Genomic DNA, 18,777 nt, shown 5'->3' on the forward strand with positions numbered 1-18,777 from the left:
GTCCGCCTTAGTGCGACACGCCGAGGTAGGCTTTGATGACGTCTTCGTTTGCGCGGACTTCGTCCGGGCGGCCGTCGCCGATCTTCTTGCCGTAGTCCAGCACCACCACGCGGTCAGAGATATCCATGACCACGCCCATGTCGTGCTCGATCAGCACGATGGTCGTGCCGAATTCATCATTCACATCCAGGATGAAGCGGCTCATGTCCTGCTTTTCCTCGATGTTCATGCCAGCCATCGGCTCGTCCAGCAGCAGCAGGCGCGGCTCCATCGCCAGTGCCCGGCCCAGGTCAACCCGCTTTTGCAGGCCATAGGGAAGGCGGCCCACGGGGGTCTTGCGATAGGCCTGGATTTCCAGGAAGTCGACGATGTTCTCGACGAATTCGCGGTGCTGGATTTCTTCGCGTTGGGCGGGGCCCAGGTGAAACGCCTGCGCCAGCAGCCCGCATTTCATGCGCAGATTGCGGCCGGTCATGATGTTGTCCAGCACGCTCATGCCCTTGAACAGGGCCAGGTTCTGGAACGTGCGCGCGATGCCCATTTCGGCGGCGCGGCGCGGATTCATCTTCGAGAAGCGTTGGCCCTGGAATTCGATGCCGCCTTGCTGCGGCATGTAGACGCCGTTGATGACGTTCAGCATCGAACTCTTGCCAGCGCCGTTGGGGCCGATGATGGCGCGGATCTCGTGCTCGCGCACATTGAAGGAAATGTCCGTCAGCGCTTTCACGCCGCCAAAGGACAAGGAGATGTTCTGCATGTCCAGCATGACGTCGCCAATGCGCTGGTCGCGGTCGTTGTTGCTCATGATCTCTACGCGGCCTTGGCGGTGATGGCGGGGAACGTCTTGACAGGGCGGATCTTCAGGTCAGCCGAGATCCTGCCGGTGCGTCCGTCTTCAAACTTCACTTCGGTCTCGATGAACTGCGACTGCTTGCCGCCGAAGAGCGCCTCGATCAACACGCCGTACTTTTGCGCGATGAAGGCGCGGCGCACCTTGCGCGTGCGGGTCAGCTCGTCGTCGTCGGGGTCCAGTTCCTTGTGCAGGATCAGGAAGCGGCTGATTTGCGAGGCCGACAGTTTCGGGTCGGTGGCCAGGTCGGCGTTGACCTGTTCCACGCATTCCGCGATCAACTGATAGACCTCGTCCTTGGCGGCCAGGTCGGTATAGCCCGCGTAGGGCAGGCCGCGGCGCTCGGCCCAGTTGCCCACGGCTTCCAGATCGATATTGATGAAGGCGCAAACATCTTCGCGATCGGCGCCGAAGGCCACGGCTTCCTTGATGTGCTGGAAGAACTTGAGTTTGTTCTCGATGTACTTGGGTGCGAACAGGCTGCCGTCGGCCAGTTTGCCCACGTCTTTCGCGCGATCGATGATCTTCAACTGGCCGTCGGTATCCAGATAGCCTGCGTCGCCCGTGTGGAACCAGCCGTCGGCGCTGCGTGCCTCGGCCGTGGCGTCCGGGTTGCGGTAGTACTCCTTGAAGAGCCCCGGGCTTTTGACCAGGATCTCGCCGTTGTCCGCCACGCGGATCTCGACACCCGCCACCGGCGGGCCGACGGTGTCGTCGCGCACGTGGCCGTCGGGCTGCACGCAGACGAACACGGAGGTCTCGGTGGAGCCGTACAGCTGCTTCAGGTTGATGCCGATGGAACGGTAGAACACGAACAGGTCGGGGCCGATGGCTTCGCCTGCGGTGTACGCCACGCGCACGCGGCTCATGCCCAGCGCGTTGCGCAAGGGGCCGTAGATCAGCACATTGCCCAGCGCGTAGCGCAGGCGGTCCCAGGCATTGACGGATTCGCCGTCCAGGATGCGGGTGCCCACGCGGCGAGCCAGGTTCATGCAGGCGCCGAACAGCTTGCGCTTGATGTAACCCGCGTCTTCCATGCGGATCATCACGTGCGTCAGCAAGCCTTCCAGCACGCGCGGCGGTGCGAAGTAGTAGGTGGGGCCGATGTCGCGCATGTCGATCGACACGGTGTCGGGCGATTCGGGATGGTTCACGGTAAATCCCGTCACCAGCAGCTGCGTGTACGAGAACATGTTCTGGCCAATCCACGCGGGCGGCAGGTAGGCCAGCACGTCTTCCTGGTCGGTCAGCTTTTCCATGTCGGAGACGGCGCGCGCGCGGTCGATCAACGCATGGTGCGTCAGCACCACGCCCTTGGGTTTTCCCGTGGTGCCCGACGTATAGAACATGGCGGCCGGGTCGTGCGGCTGCACGGCGGCGATGGCGTGGTCAAGAAAGTCGGGGTGCTGCGCGGCGTATTCCTGGCCCCGCGTTTCCAGCTGCTCATAAGACAGCAGCATGGCATCCGAATAGTGGCGCAGGCCTCGCGGGTCGTCGAACACCACGTGCTTCAGCGCGGGGCATTGCTCGCGCACTTCCAGCATCTTGTCGACCTGTTCCTGGTCTTCCACGACGGCGACACTGATCTCGGCGTCTTGCAGCACGTAGACCATTTCCTGCGCGACGGCGTCTTGATAGAGCGGAACGGGAATCGCGCCGAGCGACTGCGCGGCCATCATCGCCATGTACAGGCGGGGACGGTTTTCGCCGATGACAGCCACGTGCATGCCGGGCCGGATGCCCAGGGACGCAAGACCATTCGCCACGTGACGGACATGCTCCGCCACGTCGGACCACGTAAGGGTTTGCCAGATCCCCAGATCTTTTTCTCGTATCGCGGGCCGCGACCCACGAACGTTGGCATGCGCGAACAGCAGCGCTGGAAAGGTGTCCAGCGCCGCCGGCACCTGTGCGGATGCAGGCGATGAATGTGCCACGTTGTCTCCTCCGGTTTGGGCGCATCGCGCCAGGAGTCCGCGGGAGCGGCTGTGGCGATGAAGGGCTTGACCAGTTGGTTTTAGATTTACGGCAGGAGTTAAGGTATAAGGTTGGGTTGCTACCAACTGTCACCATCGCGACATTCAAGGAACTTTTAGGGTATTCCCGATGCAGCTATCCGACTCCCTGCAACTTGCCGCGGCCTGGTTTCGCGTGCTCAACGCCGAACAGCAATTGCGCGTTGAGCGGGACCTGACCGTGCAGCAAGTCGTTGCCGGATCGATCATAGAGCGCAAAGGGGAACTCGCCCAGGCTTGGATCGGCGTATTGGCCGGACTGGTCAAGGTGTCGGTCGGCAACGCCGAGGGCAAGGTCGCGTCGTTGACGGGCGTGCCTGCCGGCGGCTGGATCGGCGAAGGTTCCCTCTTGAAGCGCGAAGTCCGCAAATATGACATCGTCGCGCTACGCGATTCAGTGGTGGCACGCTTGTCGGCCGCCACGTTCGATTGGTTGCTGGACACCAGCATCCCGTTCAACCGCTATCTGCTCCATCAACTGAACGAGCGCGTGGCGCAGTTCATCGGCAAGGCGGAGTACGACCGTTTGCTGGATCCGGATGCGCGCGTGGCGCGCTGCTTGGCCGAGCTCTTCAACCCTTTGCTGTATCCCGGCATGGGGATGCGCCTGACGATTACGCAGGAAGAAGTCGGCTATCTGGCGCGCGTGTCGCGCCAGCGCGCGAACCAGGCGCTGCGCAAGCTGGAAGAGGCGGGCCTCTTGAATGTGGAATACGGCGCGGTGCGGGTGCTGGATCTGGACGGCCTGAAACAATACGGTTCCGATCGCAGCACGGTCGAAGGCGAGCAAGCGGCCTGAGCGGGCAGGCTTCGGTCTGGCCCTTGCTTACAAATCAGCCGAAAAAAAACATTGACGATGAATAGTGCACTATTTAATATTGCACAATGAAATCCAGATCCAAGCCCAAAAGCGCATTCAACCCGCTGCTGCTAGACAGCCAGTTGTGCTTTGCCCTGTACTCGACCTCACTGGCGATGAACAAGGTGTACCGCAAGTTGCTGCGCGAGCTGGACCTGACTTATCCGCAGTACCTGGTGATGTTGGTGCTGTGGGAGGGCGACGGAATCACGGTGACGGATATCGGAGACCGCCTGTTCCTGGATTCCGCGACGTTGACGCCGCTGCTCAAGCGCCTGGAAGCGGCGGGCCTGGTGACCCGGAAGCGGGCCGTGGATGACGAGCGTCAGGTGATTGTGTCATTGACCAAGCAGGGGCTGGACTTGCGCGAGCGGGCCGAATCGGTGCCGCATGCGATTGCCGGCGCCGCGCAGTGCACGCTGGAGGAAGCGCAGGGCATGATGAAGACGCTGCATGCGCTGCGGGAAAAGCTGGTCGACAGTATTTGAAGGACGGGATGATGGTTGTCATCATCCGGTCTTATAAATAGTGCGCTATGTAGTAGTACGCTATTTATTGGGTAAAGCAGGTCTGCAATGCATCGGTAAGCGCCGCAGCGGGAGGGCCCGCCAGGCGAGGCAGTTCAACTTTTCATCCCTACAAGGAAACGCATCATGTCTATCGAAAAAGTCCTCTACCGCGCCAATGCCACCGCCACCGGCGGCCGTGAAGGCCGTGGCGTCAGCGACGATGGCAACCTGGACGTCACACTGACCACGCCGCGCGAACTGGGTGGCGCGGGCGCAGCCGGCACCAACCCGGAACAGCTGTTCGCCGTGGGCTATTCGGCCTGCTTCCTGGGCGCGATGAAGTTCGTGGGCGGCCGCGACAAGATCGCGATTCCGGCGGACGTGTCGGTGAACGGCATCGTCGGCATCGGCCCGATCCCGACGGGGTTCGGCATCGAAGCCGAACTGAAGATCTCGTTGCCGGGCATGGATCGCGAGTTAGCCGAGAAGCTGGTGGCCGCGGCGCATATCGTCTGCCCGTACTCGAACGCGACGCGCGGCAATATTGATGTGACGTTGACGATTGTTTGATCGTTGGGTTTTTTTGGGCGGGCGGGCTTCGTAGGTCGCCCGACGGCGGGGTCGGCCTGATGGCGCGCGCCCACGATTGCGGTCCGGAGCCTTCGCTCCGGACTTCCCCGTTGTCATCCTCGTCCGCCTTCGGCTCCCTCCGGATTCCCTCGGGCGCATCGAGGTTGCGCGCCATCAGGCCGACCCCGCCGTCGGGCTGCCGGTGTCTTGGTCCGTTGCGCCGCTAGACCGCGGTTCAATGACGAGACTTGCGCTGCCCGCCGACTGCGGCCGCCCGGGCGGCGCGCAATCGGCATACGCGCTGTTGATTCGTCGTGGCGGTGGTCGCTTGCGCGCTGGTGGAGATTGGGTCTTTGGTGGCTTCCCCGGCACAAGGGGGAGGTGGAGCAACGGATGGCGCGCGGCATGCGTCCGCGTTCGCGGGTAGACCCGAATGCAGTCCACCTATCCTACAAAAAATGACGATAGACGCACGCCACACGCGAAGCGGCATTATCACGACGCAAGACGCCGTGTAAGCCCCACGAGGCCGCCCGCGCGGCCGGCATGGGGCGGGCTCCGCAAGATCTTCCATCACCTCCCCGCAGTCGATGCGAAGCCAAAGAAAACCACTCGCCCCGGCCGCGGTGAGATTGCAGCTGATGGAGCCCGGCGCGTTGGTGGCCTGTGGGGCGCGGGGAGTCGACAAGCCCGAGGGAATCTGAAGGCAGCCGCCGCAGGCGGCAACGAAGATGACGACGGGGAAGTCCGGAGCGAAGGCTCCGGACCGCAATCGTTGACCCGCGCCCCACAGGCCGCCAACGTGCCGGGCGGCCCAAGAATCCCAACGCCCGCGCACAACCCCCCTCTAGTGCCCGCCTCCGAGATAAGCCGCAACCACCGCCGGGTCATCCCGCAACTTCTCCGCGCTGCCATGCACGGAAATGCGCCCGTTCTCCAGCACGTATCCGTAATCCGCCACATTCAGCGCCGCGGCCGCGAACTGCTCCACCAGCAACATCGTCACGCCTTCGTCCTTCAACCGCGCAATGATCCGGAACACTTCCTCCACCAGGATCGGCGCAAGGCCCATCGACGGTTCGTCCAGCAGCACCAGCTCGGGGCTCAGCATTACGGCGCGGGCCATGGCCAGCATCTGCTGTTCGCCGCCCGACAGCGTGCCCGCCAATTGTGTGCGGCGTTCCTTCAAGCGCGGAAACAGATCCATGGCGCGGCCCAGGTCGGCTTGCACGTCGCCCTTGGGACGGCTGCCCGTCAGGCGCGGAAACGCGCCCAACAGCAGGTTGTCGGTGACCGACAGCGTGGGGAACACGCGGCGGCCTTCCGGCGAGTGCGCCAGTCCCAGCCGCGCGATGCGGTGGGATTCCAGGCCGTCGATGCGCTTGCCGCTTAGCGTGACCTCGCCCGCGGTCGGACGGATCATGCCGGACAGCGCGCGCATCGTGGTGGTCTTGCCGGCGCCGTTGGAGCCGATCAGCGTCACGACCTTCGCCTTCGGCACCTCCATGCTGATGCCGTGCAACACCTTGACCTTGCCGTAACCCGCTTCCAGATTCTTGATCGATAGCATTGTGTTGTCCTCTTGGCGTCAGGCGGGCGCACCGCCCAGATACGCCTCGATAACCTTGGCGTTGCTTTGCACTTCGTTCGGCAGGCCTTCGGCGATTTTCTGACCAAAGTCCAGCACCGACACGGTGTCGCACACCCCCATCACGACATCCATGTGGTGTTCGATGAGAATCAGCGTGATGCCGTGGTCGCGCACCTTGCGGATAATGGCCAGCAGTTCAACGATGTCGGGTGCCGTCAGGCCAGCCGCGGGTTCGTCCAGCAACAGCAACTGCGGGTCCAGCGCCAGCGCGCGAGCGATTTCCAGCAGGCGTTGCTTGCCGTAAGGCAGGTTGCGAGCCTCTTCGTTGGCCAGTGAATCCAGGCCCACGAATTCCAGCAGTGCCATCGCACGGGCACGGGCGCCTTGCTCTTCACCCTTCCACTTCGACGTGCGCAGCGCGATGCCCGCCAGCCCCGTGGTGAAGGTGTGGTGCAGGCCCACCAGCACGTTCTCCAACGCCGTCATCTCGCCGAACAGCTGCACGTTCTGGAAGGTGCGGGCGATGCCGGCGGCGGCGATGTCCGCGGGCGCCAGGCCGACCAGCGACTTGCCCGAGAACTCCACCGCGCCGGCCGTGGGAACATAAATGCCCGTCAGCACGTTCATCATCGTGCTCTTGCCGGACCCGTTGGGTCCGATCAGGCCGTGAATGGTGCCGCGCTTGACGGTCAGATCGACTTCGTTCAACGCCTTCAGGCCGCCAAACTGCATCAGCACGTTCTTGGCCGTCAACAGGGTTTCGCCCTTGCCGGCCACTGCGTCCGGCACGGCTTCCTGTTCCTTCACCAAATCAGTCTTCACCGTCAGCGCCGCGCGGCGGGTCGAGAAGAACAGGTTGCGCACGAAGCCCACGATGCCGTCGGGCAGGTAGTACACGACGAACAGGATCATCGCGCCGAAGATGGTCAGGCGCCAATCGGTCACGGCCTCCAGCCAGTACGAGAAGACCGCCAGCAGGATGGTGCCGACGACCGGCACGACCACGCGCCGCGGTTCTGCCCGTCCCTTGGACACGGCGATGATGCTGCCCACCGTCACGACGATCGCCACGCCCAGCGCGATCAGGCGGAAGGTGCTGATGTCGTCCAGCATCTTGGGCAGCAGCACGATGATGGACGCGCCCAGCAGTGCGCCCGTGCGGCTCTTGCGGCCGCCCATGATGATGGCCAGCAGGAACAGGATGGTCAGTTCAAAGTTGTACGTGTTGGGCGAGATGTATTGTTCCGAATAGGAATACAGCGCACCCGCCAGGCCGGCGAAGCCGGCGCTGATCACAAACGCGAATACCTTGTGCCGATAGACGGATACGCCCATGCAGTCGGAAGCAATGGGGCTGTCGCGCAAGGCTTCGAACGAACGGCCCAGGTGCGACTTCAGGATGCGATGCACGACGATCAGCGACAGCACCAGCAACGCGCCCACCAGCCAGAAGTACTCGCTTTTGGTCAGGATGTGGCCGCCGATGGAGGGCTTCGGGATCTTGATGCCCAACGGGCCTTCGGTCATGAAGGTCATCTCGTTGATCAGGATCTGGATAATGGTGCCGAACGCCAAGGTCACCATGGCCAGGTACGGCCCGGTGACCCGCAGCGCCGGCAGCGCCAGCACCGCGCCGAAGACCGCCGCGATCAGGATGGCGGCGGGCAGGATCACCCAGATGGGCATTTGCAGATGGAAGAACAGCACGCCGGCGACGTATGAGCCGATGCCGAACAGTCCGGCATGGCCCAGCGATACCTGGCCGGTGTAGCCCACCACGATATCGAGCCCGAACAGCAGGATCGAATAGATCATGATCGTTTCGATCAGGTGCAGGTAATACGTGTTGGTCACGCCCAGCGGCACGGCAGCCAGGCAGGCCACGGCCACGACGGATAACAGCAGGTGCAAGGGTTTCATCGCTTACACCTTCTTGATCGCGGTCTTGCCGAACAGGCCGGCGGGCTTGAAGGTCAGAACGAGCAGCAGCAACACCAGTCCCGGCACGTCTTTGTACCCCGTTGAAAGATAGAAACCGGTGGTCGTTTCGGCGATCCCCAGGATCAACCCGCCCACCACGACGCCCATCCCGCTTGATAGGCCGCCAATGATCGCCACGGCAAATGCCTTCAGGCCCAGGACCGCGCCCATGGTGGCGCCGGTCAATGTCAGCGGCGCCACCAGCACGCCGGCGAAGGCGGCGGTCAACGACGACAGCGCATACGAGAAGGTGATCACCATGCCGGTATTGATGCCCATCAGGCCGGCGGCGTCGCGATCGTCGGACGTGGCAACGAAGGCCTTGCCATGGATGGACTTGCGATTGAAGATTTCCACCAGGATCATCATGCCCAGTGCGCCGAACACCACCAGCAGCTCCATCGGCAGCACGTTGGCGCCCAGCACCTGGATCGGCGCTTCGGGCAGCGGCGAGGGAAAGCGCAGGTCGTCACGGCCCCAGATGTTCTCGGCTACGTTCTTGAAGATGATGCCCAATGCGATGGTGGCCATGATCCAGCCGAATTCCGACCGTGTCTTGATGGCCGGCCGCACGCCGACGCGCTCAACCAGCGCACCCTGCGCAAAGCCAAAAATGCAGACGATGGGGATCATGACCCAGTAGTTCACGCCCAGGCCGACCAACGTCAATCCGACCAGCGCGCCCAGCATCAGGGCTTCACCCTGACCGAAATTCAGCGTGCCGGATGTGGCGAATGTGAGCTGGTATCCGAACGCGATGACGGCATAGATCATGCCTAGCGCGATACCGCTATAGATAAGCTGTAGAAGAATCATGGTGTGTGTCTTGAGGCGCTGTGTTCCGTCCCAACCCCCTTGGGCAGAACGCTGTTTTCAGGCGGCTGCATGCCCCGCGCCCAGGGCCGGGCGCGGGCGGCGGCGGCCGGGAAGCCGCCGCCTTCCTGCTTGTCCAGATTTAGTTGGCCTTGACGACGCGGCCGCCCTTGACCTCGCCGATGACCACTTCCTTGGCGGTGATCGCGTCGTGGTTGTCGTGGGAGAACGGCTTGTTGTAGGTCATGACCACGCCTTCGACGGGCGTTTGCAGGCTTTCCAGCGCCTCGCGCACCTTCGGGCCATCCGTCGAGTTGGCTTGCTTGATGGCGGCGGCCAGCAAGAAGATCGAGTCGTAGCCCTGGGCTGCCGACACCGGCGAATCGATGCGGTTGTTCTTGGGCTTGAACTTGGCCAGGTAGGCGTCGATGAATGCCTTGCGCTTGGGCGTGTCCGGGTCCTGGATGAAGGTCTGCGGCATGCGCGCGCCTTCGCCATTGGCGCCCGAGTTGTCGATGTAGTTGGCCATGGACAGGGTCCAGCTGCCGATGATCGGCACCTTCCAGCCCAACTTGGTCATGCCGTTGGCAATCTGCGCCAGCTCAGGGCCGATGCCGTAGGTCAGCACGGCCTCGGCGCCAGCGGATTTGGCCTTCAACAGCTGGGCCGTCATGTCGACGTCCTTGATGTTGAATTTTTCGACGGCCACGGCCTTGATGCCCTTGGTGGCCAGGGCTTTCTCCAGATCCTCGCGGCCAAGCTGGCCGTAGTTGGTGGAGTCGGCCAGGATCGCCACTTTCTTGAAGCCGCGGCGGGTGATCGCTTCCTCCACGATCATCGGGGCCTGGATGCTGTCGTGCGCCGCATTGCGGAACACGTAGTTGTCGGGGAATTCAGGCGCTTGGAACTGGTGCGTGATCACGCTGCCCGTGGCGACGTTGTTGAAGACGGGGATCTTGGCGTCTTGATAGAAGCGCTGCGAGGCGAGCGCCACGCCCGTATTGATGTAGCCGACCGTGGCCGTCACCTGTTCCTTGTTGATCAGTTCCTGGGCGATTTGCACGCCGCGTTCGTTCTTGGCTTCGTCGTCGCGTTCGACGGCCACCAGTTGGCGGCCCAATACACCGCCGCTCTTGTTGATTTCCTCAATCGCCAGCCGTACACCGTCGCGCATGCTGACGCCCATGGATGAGGACCCGCCCGTGTAGGGGCCGGCCACACCGATCTTGATGGGGTCGGCGGCGTAAGACGCAGCCGATGCGGCAAATGCAAGGGTTCCTGCTAGCAGCTTCAAACGAAAATCCATGGATGTCTCCGTTGTAATAATTAGTGAACTGCGTGGAAAACCGTGTGCCGGCGCTGATCGGCGGGTGGAACGTATTGCGGCGCTCTCCTGTATTGCGTGTTGTGACTGTCTGCTTAATCGCTTACGCGAATCTGACCCGGCAGGGTTTTTCCGCGTAAATACCTAGTACGCCCGCAAGGGGTGTTGGCCTGGCGTTGCGATGCAGCAATGGGTGGCGCGTTGCGGGCGCGCAGGCGAAGTGCGGATGCGCGCGGCGGGTGGATGCCACGTTGGGCGCATCCTAGCCAGCGCCGGGCGGCGCTGCGCGGAAATTCATTCCGCCCTGGACTGGAAATTTATTCCTGACGGCCCCGCAGGCCCCGTGGCCATTGGGATGCCTGTTTGCACACGTCTTCAAGCCATAGGGAAAACGCTTGGACTGTAGCGCCAGGCGGGCGCGAGGTTTCGGTGCATAGGTAGTACTGGGATTCGCCGGGCGTGTCGATGCCCAGCACGCGCACCAATTTGCCCTCGTCCAGCCATTCGGCGGCGAGAGTCCGGCGCGTCAGGGCGAGGCCCTGGCCGGCGCGCGCCGCCGCCAGCATCATGCCCAGGTCCACCAGCCACACCCCGCGCGAGGGTTCGGGCCAGTCCAGGCCGGCTGCGGCCAGCCAGGGGCGCCATGGCTCCATCGGGCAGCGCAGCAGGTCGGCGCGAGCCAGGTCTTCGGGGCGGAGAAAGGGGCCATGTTCGGCCAGATATTCGGGCGAGCACACGGCAAACGCGGGATCGTGCGTCAGTTGCCGCGCGTGCAGGCCGGGATACTTGCCACTGCCGAAGCGTACCCACACATCGGCGTTGGGCGGCATGATGTCCAGATACGGAATGGACAGCATGATTTCCAGTTCGACATCGGGATGCGCGGCGGTGAAACCGGGCAGGTAGGGGATCAGCACCTGGCGGGCGAATGTGGGAGTGGAGACCACGCGCAGCGGTTCGGGCTTGGGTTCGCCGCGTTTATGCAGCGAAGCGTCCGACAGCAGATCCAGCGCGGTGCGGACCTGATTCAGGTAGTCCCTGCCGGCGGCGCTCAAGGTCGCGCCGCGGCTGCTGCGGATGAAAAGGGAAACGTCCAGCAGGGCTTCCAGCGCGGCGATGCGCTTGCCGATGGCACTGGCGGTAACGAAGAGCTCTTCGCTGGCGCGCTCAAATGAGCCCAACCGGGCTGCCGCTTCAAAAGCCTGGATGGCGGCCAGCGGGGGCAGCCGCACGTCTTTGGAGGGGGAAGGTCCGCGCATGATCGTCTGGCGGGCCGGCCGTGCGCCCGACGAAAGAGTGGCAACGGGGGGATTATAAAAGTGATGGGCCGGGAAGACCGTCCCCGTATTCCCTGAGTACTTGCGCGATGACCACCCGATAGCCGTCCAGCCATTGGGCCTGGGCCGCCTTGGCTTGTCTATGCGCGGGATGCTGGATCAGCATCTCCAGCGCCTCGAGCGTGTCCCAGTAGTAGACATTGGCGAACAATCCCCGCGCGGTGTCCTCCCAGGCTTCTTCGCCCCGATAGCCGGGCAGCGCGCGGGCGGCCTCGGCGATGATCTGGTCCAACCGATGGAATTCATCATCGAACTGCTTCTTGGCGAAGATGAAGGTGGACGTATAGATGGCGGGGCTCCCGAGGAAAGTGGGCGATGCGAGGCTTACACGCCCTTGATCGCCAGGCTGATCGCCAGGCCAGCCATGACCACGGCAATGACGCCATCCAGAATACGCCAGGCCGACGCACTGGCGAAGAAGCGGGCGAACAGGCGCGAACCGATGCCCAGCACGGCCAGCCACAACAGGCTGGCGGTGAATGCACCGGCGGCAAATGCCATGCGGGCATCGTCGAAACCGTGCGCCAGCGAGCCCACCACCACCATGTCCAGCCAGAAATGGGGGTTCAGCAGTGAGAAGCCCAGCGCGCCCAGCATGGCGGCGCGACGCGACGGCACGACGTCGCGGGCGGCAGCCAGGCCACCCGTGGCGGTCCAGGCGCGACGGGCCGATTGCAGCGCGTACCACGACAGGAAGACCACGCCGAACCACAGCACGGCGGTCGTCAGCCAGGGGAACCACGCCGTCAGCGCCTGCAATCCGGACACGCTGGCGAAGATGAACACGGCGTCGATCAAGGCGCAGATGGCGACCACGCTGAGCAGATGCGCGCGCATCAGGCCCTGGCGCAGGATGAAGGCGCTCTGGGCGCCCACGACGGCGAACAAACCCAGCCCGGTGGCGGTCCCGCTGGCCCAGGCGGTCAGGAAGAGGGGGGATGACAAGGTGGAGAACATGATGCGAATACCTGTAACTGCAACGCCTGTGGCGGCGTTTTGATGGTGGTGCCGGATGCATTGCGCAGTCCGGTAATAGTGTATTTTCGCTTGCATATGCAATGAAATACAGCTAATTTTCCTTCACTATATTAAGTAAAACTAATCCATGAAACTCGATCACGGCAACCTGCGAGCGTTGGCCGCCGTTGTGCGCGAAGGCAGTTTTGAGCGCGCCGCGCTATCCCTTAGCGTGACGCCGTCTGCCGTGTCGCAGCGGATCAAGGCGCTTGAAGACCGGATGGGCCGCTTGCTGGTCCAGCGCACCGTGCCGGCGGCCGCCACGGCGGACGGCCAGGTGCTGGTGCAATTGGCCGAACAGACGGCGCTGCTGGAGCACGACGCGCTGAACCGGTTGGGCGTGTCCGACGATGAGGTTCCCCACGCCAGCATCCCCATCGCCGTCAACCACGACAGCCTGGAAACCTGGTTCGTCGAGGCGGCCTTGCAGTTCTCGGCCCGCACGCGGGCCACGCTGGACATGCTGTCCGAAGACCAGGATCACACCGCGGCCTTGTTGCGCAATGGATCGGTGCTGGGCGCCGTGACCACGCTGGCGGACCCTGTGCAGGGGTGCCGCATCCATGCGCTGGGCAGCATGCGCTACGTGGCCACCTGCACACCGGACTTCCATAAGCGCTACTTCGCGCACGGCGTGAACGCGCAGACGCTGGCGCAGGCGCCGGTGCTGGTGTTCAACCGCAAGGATGCCTTGCAGGCGCGCTTCGCGCACAAGATCTCGGATCCAGCACCTTGGCAGCCTCCCGTCTGGTGGGTGCCGTCCACGCGCGCCTTCGTGCAGGCCACGCTGGGCGGATTGGGCTGGACCATGAATCCGCTACCACTGGTTCAGGAACACCTTGATGCAGGTCAGTTGATGCTGCTTCGAGGTCGTGCCTGGGAGGATGTGCCGCTGTACTGGCAGCATTGGCGAGTAAACTCCGAGGCGATGGAAGCCTTGACCGATTCGGTTCTGTCAGCCGCCCGCAGCTTGGTCCGGCGGCGTTAACCCACTAGGAGGACACCCCATGAACATCCGCAAGTTCGCAGTCATTGCCGCCCTGGGCCTGTGTACGGCCGGTTCGGCTTGGGCGAAGGACTATAAGGTTGGCCAGATCGAAATCGACGATCTCTGGGTCCGCGCGTCGGCGCCGGGACAGGCCAATGGCGCGGGGTATATGGATATCGACAACGATGCCAAGACCGCAGACCGCCTGCTGTCGGTGTCGTCGGATGCAGCCGAACGAGTCGAGCTGCATACCGTGCTGACCGAGAACGGCGTATCGAAGATGCGCCAGGTCGAAGGCGGCATCGCGCTGCCTGCCGATACCGAGGTCAAGCTCAGCCCGGGCGGCTATCACGTCATGTTCATCAAGCTGAAGGCGCCGTTCGCCGACGGCGCGACGGTGCCTGCCACGCTGAAGTTTGAAAAGGCCGGGGAAGTCGCGGTGCAATTCAAGGTGAAGCCCGCCTCGCACAATCCCGGCATGAGCCACGATCATGGCGCGATGAAGCACTGACCACGGTTTTCCCGCTTCGGCGGAAAATGAAAAAGGGCGGCCCGTTGTGTACGGGCCGCCCTTTTTGCGTTGCGCGCCTGCTTTTCAGGCTCGCGCGCAAGAGGATCAGTACAGGCCTTGTTGGCGCATCGCGTCCGCCACCTTCACGAAGCCGGCGATGTTGGCGCCGTCCAGGTAGTTGACGTATTCACGCTCGCTATGGCCGTGGCGCACGCAGTTTTCGTGGATGTCGCGCATGATGGCGTGCAGGCGCGCATCGACTTCTTCGCGCGTCCAGGCCAGGCGTGCGGAGTTCTGCGCCATTTCCAGGCCCGAGACGGCCACGCCGCCGGCGTTGCTGGCCTTGCCCGGGGCATACAGCACACGGGCTGCGATGAACGCCTTGGCGGCTTCCAGCGTGGCTGGCATGTTGGCGCCTTCCGCCACGCACAGCACGCCATTCTTGATCAGCGTTTGCGCGTCGGCCAGTTCCAGTTCGTTCTGGGTGGCGCACGGCAGCGCCACATCCACCGGCACGTGCCACGGACGCTTGCCGGCTTCGTACTTCAGGCCGAATTGCTGGGCATACGTGTCCAGGCGGCCGCGCAGGTCATTCTTGAGGTGCATCAGGGCAACCAGCTTTTCGTGCGTGAAGCCGGCTTCGTCCACCACGGTGCCGTTGGAATCCGAGATGGTGACGACCTTGGCGCCCAGCGACATGGCCTTCTCGATGGCATATTGCGCCACGTTGCCCGACCCCGAGACCGACACGCGCAGGCCGTCGAAGGACTTGCCGACGCGCTTGAGCATTTCTTCCGCGAAGTACACGGTGCCGTAGCCGGTGGCTTCGGGGCGGATCAGGCTGCCGCCGAAAGTCAGGCCCTTGCCCGTGAAGACGCTGGCGGTTGAATTCGACAGCTTTTTCATCATGCCGGCCATGAAGCCGACTTCGCGCGCGCCCACGCCGATATCGCCGGCCGGCACGTCAGTGTCCGGGCCCAGGTGGCGGTACAGCTCGATCATCAACGCTTGGCAGAAGCGCATGACTTCGGCGTCGGATTTGCCCTTGGGGTCGAAATCCGAACCGCCCTTGCCGCCACCCATCGGCAAGGTGGTCAGCGAATTCTTCAGCGTTTGTTCAAATGCCAGAAACTTCAGGATGGACAGGTTCACCGAGGGGTGAAAGCGCATGCCGCCCTTGAACGGGCCGATCGCCGAACTGTGCTGGATGCGGAAAGCGCGGTTGACCTGGGCGCGGCCCCGATCATCGGTCCAGCACACGCGGAACTGGATCACACGTTCCGGCTCCACCAGCCGCTCAAGCAGGGCGTGCTCTGCGTAGTGCGGATGCTTTTCGATGAAAGGCCACAGGCTCAGCATCACCTCCTGGACGGCTTGCATGAATTCGGGCTGCTGCGGGTCGCGCGCGGCAACGCCACGCAGGAAGTCGTCCAGACTCTGCACGTTCAACATGATCTCCTCGGGGGTGCTTCAAATAGGTGCGGAATGCGCTGTTTTGGGGCGCGAATTATTTATTCTGGTGCGTCATGCGCACCAGCTTGGTGCGGAATTGTAGGGGTAAATTGTTGCTCTGCGCAAAGCCGGAAACCGCGCCATTGCATTGATATCAAAGTACTTTTTCTTATTGTTTATTAGGGACGCATTGTTGTTGGGAATGCGTATTTCCAAGGAGAAACATGCAAATTTTTGGGCTGATGCTTGAATTCCCTGGGGAAATTTATATGTCCCCATTTTACGATGGGGTTTTTCCAAGGAGGGAAACGAGGCATTGCCCAGGAAACACGGGCTTGTCGAGAGGGTCAGCGCCCCGCGGCGGCGGTTGTTCCCTTTTAATATGTCCCCAATAATTATTTGAGAATTATCACCTGAATCCGAGCCTGATCAGACCTGCACCGCCGCCAATGCCGCACCAAGGGCCATCAATATGGCACCCACGACCCGGTCAGCCGTCTGCTGGTGATCCAGTAGCAGGCGCCGCAGGAGCTCCGACGACACCGACCACGCGACGACGCTGAACCAGGCCCAATGGGCGAACGACATGAACAAGCCATAACCGAACTGCTGGGGCAGCAGGGTCTCCGGCGACACCACCTGCGTATAGGTGCTGACGACGAACAGGGTGGTCTTGGGGTTGAGCGCATTGGTCAGAAAACCGCCATACAACGCCTGCCAGGCCGAGATCGGCGGGCGCGCTGACAGGTCCCGGCTGACTGGTGTGCGGTTGAAGAAGGTTTTCCAGCCCATGTAGACCAGATAGCAGGCGCCAGCCAGTTTGATGCCTTGCAGCACCGATTGTGCGTATTGCGCCAGCAAGCTCACGCCGAACATCGTATAGAACACGTGCACCTGCACGCCCAGCGCAATGCCCAAGGCGCAGACGAGCCCGGTGCGCCGGCCGAATAGATAGCTGTAGCGCGTCACCATGGCAAAGTCCGGCCCGGGGCTGATGACGGCAAGTACGGTAATGAGGGCAACGGCGATCAGTTCGGTCATGGCGAGGGGCTGGCTTGGGAAAGGGCGCCCATTGTGAGGCGCTGGCGCAACCACGAAAAACGATTTTTAATGCCGGATATCCGTTAGAAAAAATCACCTATTTCCATGAAACTGCCACCACTTGGTTCATTGCGCGTGTTCGACGCCGCTGCCCGTCACGAGGCATTCGGCCGAGCCGCGGAAGAATTGCACGTGACCCACGGGGCGGTCAGTCGCCAGATCAAGCAACTTGAGCAGTCGCTAGGCCTGACATTGTTTGAACGCCGGAATCGAGCTGTTTTTCTGACCGATTCGGGGCGGCAGCTGCTTACCATGACCCGCACCTTGTTCGACCAGTTGGCGGCGGGTCTGGCGCAGCTGCGGCAACCTGCCGTCGATGCGCCGCTGGTGTTGTCGTGCGAACCCACGATCGCCATGATGTGGCTGATCCCGCGGTTGCCGGATTTCCAGCGGGCGCATCCCGGGATTCAGGTGCATCTATATGCAGCGGGCGGGCCGGTGGATTTTGCGGCACAGGGCGCGGACATCGCGCTGCGACGCAATGATTTCGAGTGGAACGCGGCGCTGCATGCCGAACGGGTGTGTGACGAGTGGACGGGTCCGGTCTGTCGGCCGGGCGTCGTGGCGGGGGCAAGCGGTGATGCGTGGAATGGCGTGGCGGCCCTGGGCAGTGCGACCCGTCCGGGCGCGTGGCGGCAATGGTCCCTGGCGTCTGGACAGCCGGCGCCGGGACGGGCTGGCGCCGTCTACGAGCATTTTTATCTAAGTTTGCAGGCCGCCGCGGCCGGTCTGGGTGTCGCCATCGGTTCGGCGCTGATGGTGCGGGACGCGCTGAGCGACCGCCGGCTGGAGGCGCCTTGCGGATTCAGCCGCGATGGTTCGGCTTACTTTCTGTTGTCGCCCCGCCCGTGCGGGGAAGATCCCCGGGCGGCGGCATTCCTGGCATGGTTGCGGCAAGCGGCGGCGGCATCGCTGCCAGACCCGGCGGAGGGCTGAGCCGACGCCGCCGGGCCAGGCCCCGATCAGAGCGTGGCGTCGTAATCGATCGTCAATGGCGCGTGGTCCGAGAAGCGTTCATCTTTGTAGATGGCAACGTTACGGGCGCGGGCGGCGATGCCGGGCGTGGCGATCTGGTAGTCGATGCGCCACCCGACGTTCTTGGCCCAAGCCTGGCCGCGGTTGCTCCACCACGTGTACTGGTCAGGCCGTTCGTCGATGGTGCGGAACACATCCACAAAGCCGCGCTTGTCGAAGACGTCGGTCAGCCAGGCGCGTTCTTCAGGCAGGAATCCCGAGTTCTTCAGATTGCCCTTCCAGTTCTTCAGGTCGATTTCCTTGTGGGCAATGTTCCAGTCACCGCAAATGATGAATTCACGGCCGGTGGTCTTGTGCTCATGCATCAGGGCGTCGATCCAGGGGCCGAAGCGGTCCAGGAAGCGGTACTTGGCCTGCTGCCGTTCGTCGCCACTGGACCCTGAGGGCAGGTAGGCGCTGATCACCGACAGGTTTTTCCAGTCGGCGCGGATGATGCGGCCTTCGGGATCGAATTCCTCGCAGTCCAGGCCGATGTTCACGCGCTCGGCGGCGTCGCGCAGGTAGATGCCCACACCGCTGTAGCCTTTCTTGACCGCATGATGGAAGTGGCCGGTGTAGCCGGGCGGATGGCGCAGGTCATCGGTCAGGTCCGCGTCGGCGATCTTGATTTCCTGAAGGCAAAGAACGTCTGCGGCATGTTTTTCCATCCAGGGTTGCAGGCCTTTGCGGAAGGCGGAACGGATGCCGTTGAGATTGATGGACGTGATGCGCAGCAAAGCGAGACTCCTGTAGAGCGGCCGCGGGGCCGGAACAATGTCAGGAATTTAACCGACTCGGCGCCGCGACTCCGGAAAAGCCCCGACACCGGATAAAATGCGGGGGTTT

At 63.0% G+C, this 18,777-nt stretch carries 18 protein-coding genes; 6 read left to right on the forward strand and 12 right to left on the reverse strand.

Annotated elements, in window-relative coordinates; genetic code table 11:
- Positions 1–7 precede the first annotated feature (7 nt).
- Positions 8–805 carry an ABC transporter ATP-binding protein gene (locus HV753_RS23930; RefSeq protein ID WP_175177076.1) on the reverse strand — a complete coding sequence of 266 codons (798 nt, stop codon included), beginning with the start codon at positions 803–805 and terminating at the stop codon, positions 8–10.
- Positions 806–810: 5 nt separating this feature from the next.
- Positions 811–2,787, reverse strand: coding sequence for an AMP-dependent synthetase/ligase (locus HV753_RS23935; protein ID WP_175177077.1), 1,977 nt, complete (start codon positions 2,785–2,787; stop codon positions 811–813).
- 169 nt (positions 2,788–2,956) lie between these two features.
- Between HV753_RS23935 and HV753_RS23940 the strand changes: the two genes are divergently transcribed.
- The 3 genes from HV753_RS23940 to HV753_RS23950 all read left to right on the forward strand — a co-directional run bounded on the left by HV753_RS23940 (position 2,957) and on the right by HV753_RS23950 (position 4,803).
- Complete coding sequence (locus HV753_RS23940) at positions 2,957–3,664, forward strand: Crp/Fnr family transcriptional regulator (RefSeq protein WP_175177078.1); 708 nt, start codon at positions 2,957–2,959, stop codon at positions 3,662–3,664.
- Between the two features lie 86 nt (positions 3,665–3,750).
- A complete protein-coding gene (locus HV753_RS23945; protein WP_175177079.1) occupies positions 3,751–4,212 on the forward strand; it encodes a MarR family winged helix-turn-helix transcriptional regulator in 462 nt (153 codons plus the stop codon).
- A gap of 165 nt (positions 4,213–4,377) precedes the next feature.
- Positions 4,378–4,803 carry an organic hydroperoxide resistance protein gene (locus HV753_RS23950; protein WP_175177080.1) on the forward strand — a complete coding sequence of 142 codons (426 nt, stop codon included), beginning with the start codon at positions 4,378–4,380 and terminating at the stop codon, positions 4,801–4,803.
- An 847-nt stretch (positions 4,804–5,650) separates the two neighbouring features.
- Here HV753_RS23950 and HV753_RS23955 read toward each other — a convergent pair.
- The 7 genes from HV753_RS23955 to HV753_RS23985 form a co-directional block, all read right to left on the reverse strand.
- Complete coding sequence (locus tag HV753_RS23955; RefSeq protein ID WP_175177081.1) at positions 5,651–6,373, reverse strand: ABC transporter ATP-binding protein; 723 nt, start codon at positions 6,371–6,373, stop codon at positions 5,651–5,653.
- An 18-nt stretch (positions 6,374–6,391) separates the two neighbouring features.
- Positions 6,392–8,314 carry a branched-chain amino acid ABC transporter ATP-binding protein/permease gene (locus HV753_RS23960; RefSeq protein ID WP_175177082.1) on the reverse strand — a complete coding sequence of 641 codons (1,923 nt, stop codon included), beginning with the start codon at positions 8,312–8,314 and terminating at the stop codon, positions 6,392–6,394.
- A 3-nt stretch (positions 8,315–8,317) separates the two neighbouring features.
- A complete protein-coding gene (locus HV753_RS23965; RefSeq protein ID WP_175177083.1) occupies positions 8,318–9,190 on the reverse strand; it encodes a branched-chain amino acid ABC transporter permease in 873 nt (290 codons plus the stop codon).
- A 139-nt stretch (positions 9,191–9,329) separates the two neighbouring features.
- Positions 9,330–10,493 (reverse strand): ABC transporter substrate-binding protein, encoded by a 1,164-nt coding sequence (locus HV753_RS23970; RefSeq protein WP_175177084.1) that lies wholly within the window; start codon positions 10,491–10,493, stop codon positions 9,330–9,332.
- Positions 10,494–10,828: 335 nt separating this feature from the next.
- The gene (locus tag HV753_RS23975) at positions 10,829–11,770 is read right to left on the reverse strand and encodes a LysR substrate-binding domain-containing protein (RefSeq protein WP_175177085.1); all 942 of its coding nucleotides are present in this window, start codon (positions 11,768–11,770) and stop codon (positions 10,829–10,831) included.
- A gap of 52 nt (positions 11,771–11,822) precedes the next feature.
- The gene (locus tag HV753_RS23980; protein WP_175177257.1) at positions 11,823–12,137 is read right to left on the reverse strand and encodes an antibiotic biosynthesis monooxygenase family protein; all 315 of its coding nucleotides are present in this window, start codon (positions 12,135–12,137) and stop codon (positions 11,823–11,825) included.
- A 35-nt stretch (positions 12,138–12,172) separates the two neighbouring features.
- On the reverse strand, positions 12,173–12,805 hold the full coding sequence (locus HV753_RS23985) for a LysE/ArgO family amino acid transporter (RefSeq protein WP_175177086.1): 633 nt from the start codon (positions 12,803–12,805) through the stop codon (positions 12,173–12,175).
- A gap of 148 nt (positions 12,806–12,953) precedes the next feature.
- Here HV753_RS23985 and HV753_RS23990 point away from each other — a divergent pair, with 148 nt between their 5' ends.
- Together HV753_RS23990 and HV753_RS23995 are read left to right on the forward strand one after the other, a co-directional pair.
- Complete coding sequence (locus HV753_RS23990) at positions 12,954–13,853, forward strand: LysR family transcriptional regulator ArgP (RefSeq protein ID WP_175177087.1); 900 nt, start codon at positions 12,954–12,956, stop codon at positions 13,851–13,853.
- A 19-nt stretch (positions 13,854–13,872) separates the two neighbouring features.
- A complete protein-coding gene (locus tag HV753_RS23995) occupies positions 13,873–14,364 on the forward strand; it encodes a copper chaperone PCu(A)C (RefSeq protein WP_175177088.1) in 492 nt (163 codons plus the stop codon).
- Between the two features lie 105 nt (positions 14,365–14,469).
- Here HV753_RS23995 and gdhA read toward each other — a convergent pair whose 3' ends face one another.
- Both gdhA and HV753_RS24005 read right to left on the reverse strand, forming a co-directional pair.
- On the reverse strand, positions 14,470–15,816 hold the full coding sequence (gdhA, locus tag HV753_RS24000; RefSeq protein WP_175177089.1) for an NADP-specific glutamate dehydrogenase: 1,347 nt from the start codon (positions 15,814–15,816) through the stop codon (positions 14,470–14,472).
- A 429-nt stretch (positions 15,817–16,245) separates the two neighbouring features.
- On the reverse strand, positions 16,246–16,857 hold the full coding sequence (locus tag HV753_RS24005) for a LysE family translocator (RefSeq protein ID WP_175177090.1): 612 nt from the start codon (positions 16,855–16,857) through the stop codon (positions 16,246–16,248).
- Between the two features lie 105 nt (positions 16,858–16,962).
- Between HV753_RS24005 and HV753_RS24010 the strand changes: the two genes are divergently transcribed.
- Complete coding sequence (locus HV753_RS24010; protein WP_175177091.1) at positions 16,963–17,853, forward strand: LysR substrate-binding domain-containing protein; 891 nt, start codon at positions 16,963–16,965, stop codon at positions 17,851–17,853.
- Between the two features lie 26 nt (positions 17,854–17,879).
- Here HV753_RS24010 and HV753_RS24015 read toward each other — a convergent pair whose 3' ends face one another.
- Positions 17,880–18,668: an exodeoxyribonuclease III gene (locus tag HV753_RS24015; RefSeq protein WP_175177092.1), complete on the reverse strand. Its 789-nt coding sequence runs from the start codon at positions 18,666–18,668 to the stop codon at positions 17,880–17,882.
- Between the last annotated feature and the right edge of the window lie 109 nt (positions 18,669–18,777).

It is taken from the genome of Achromobacter pestifer, assembly GCF_902859625.1.
GTDB classification, from domain to species: Bacteria; Pseudomonadota; Gammaproteobacteria; order Burkholderiales; family Burkholderiaceae_B; genus Achromobacter; species Achromobacter pestifer.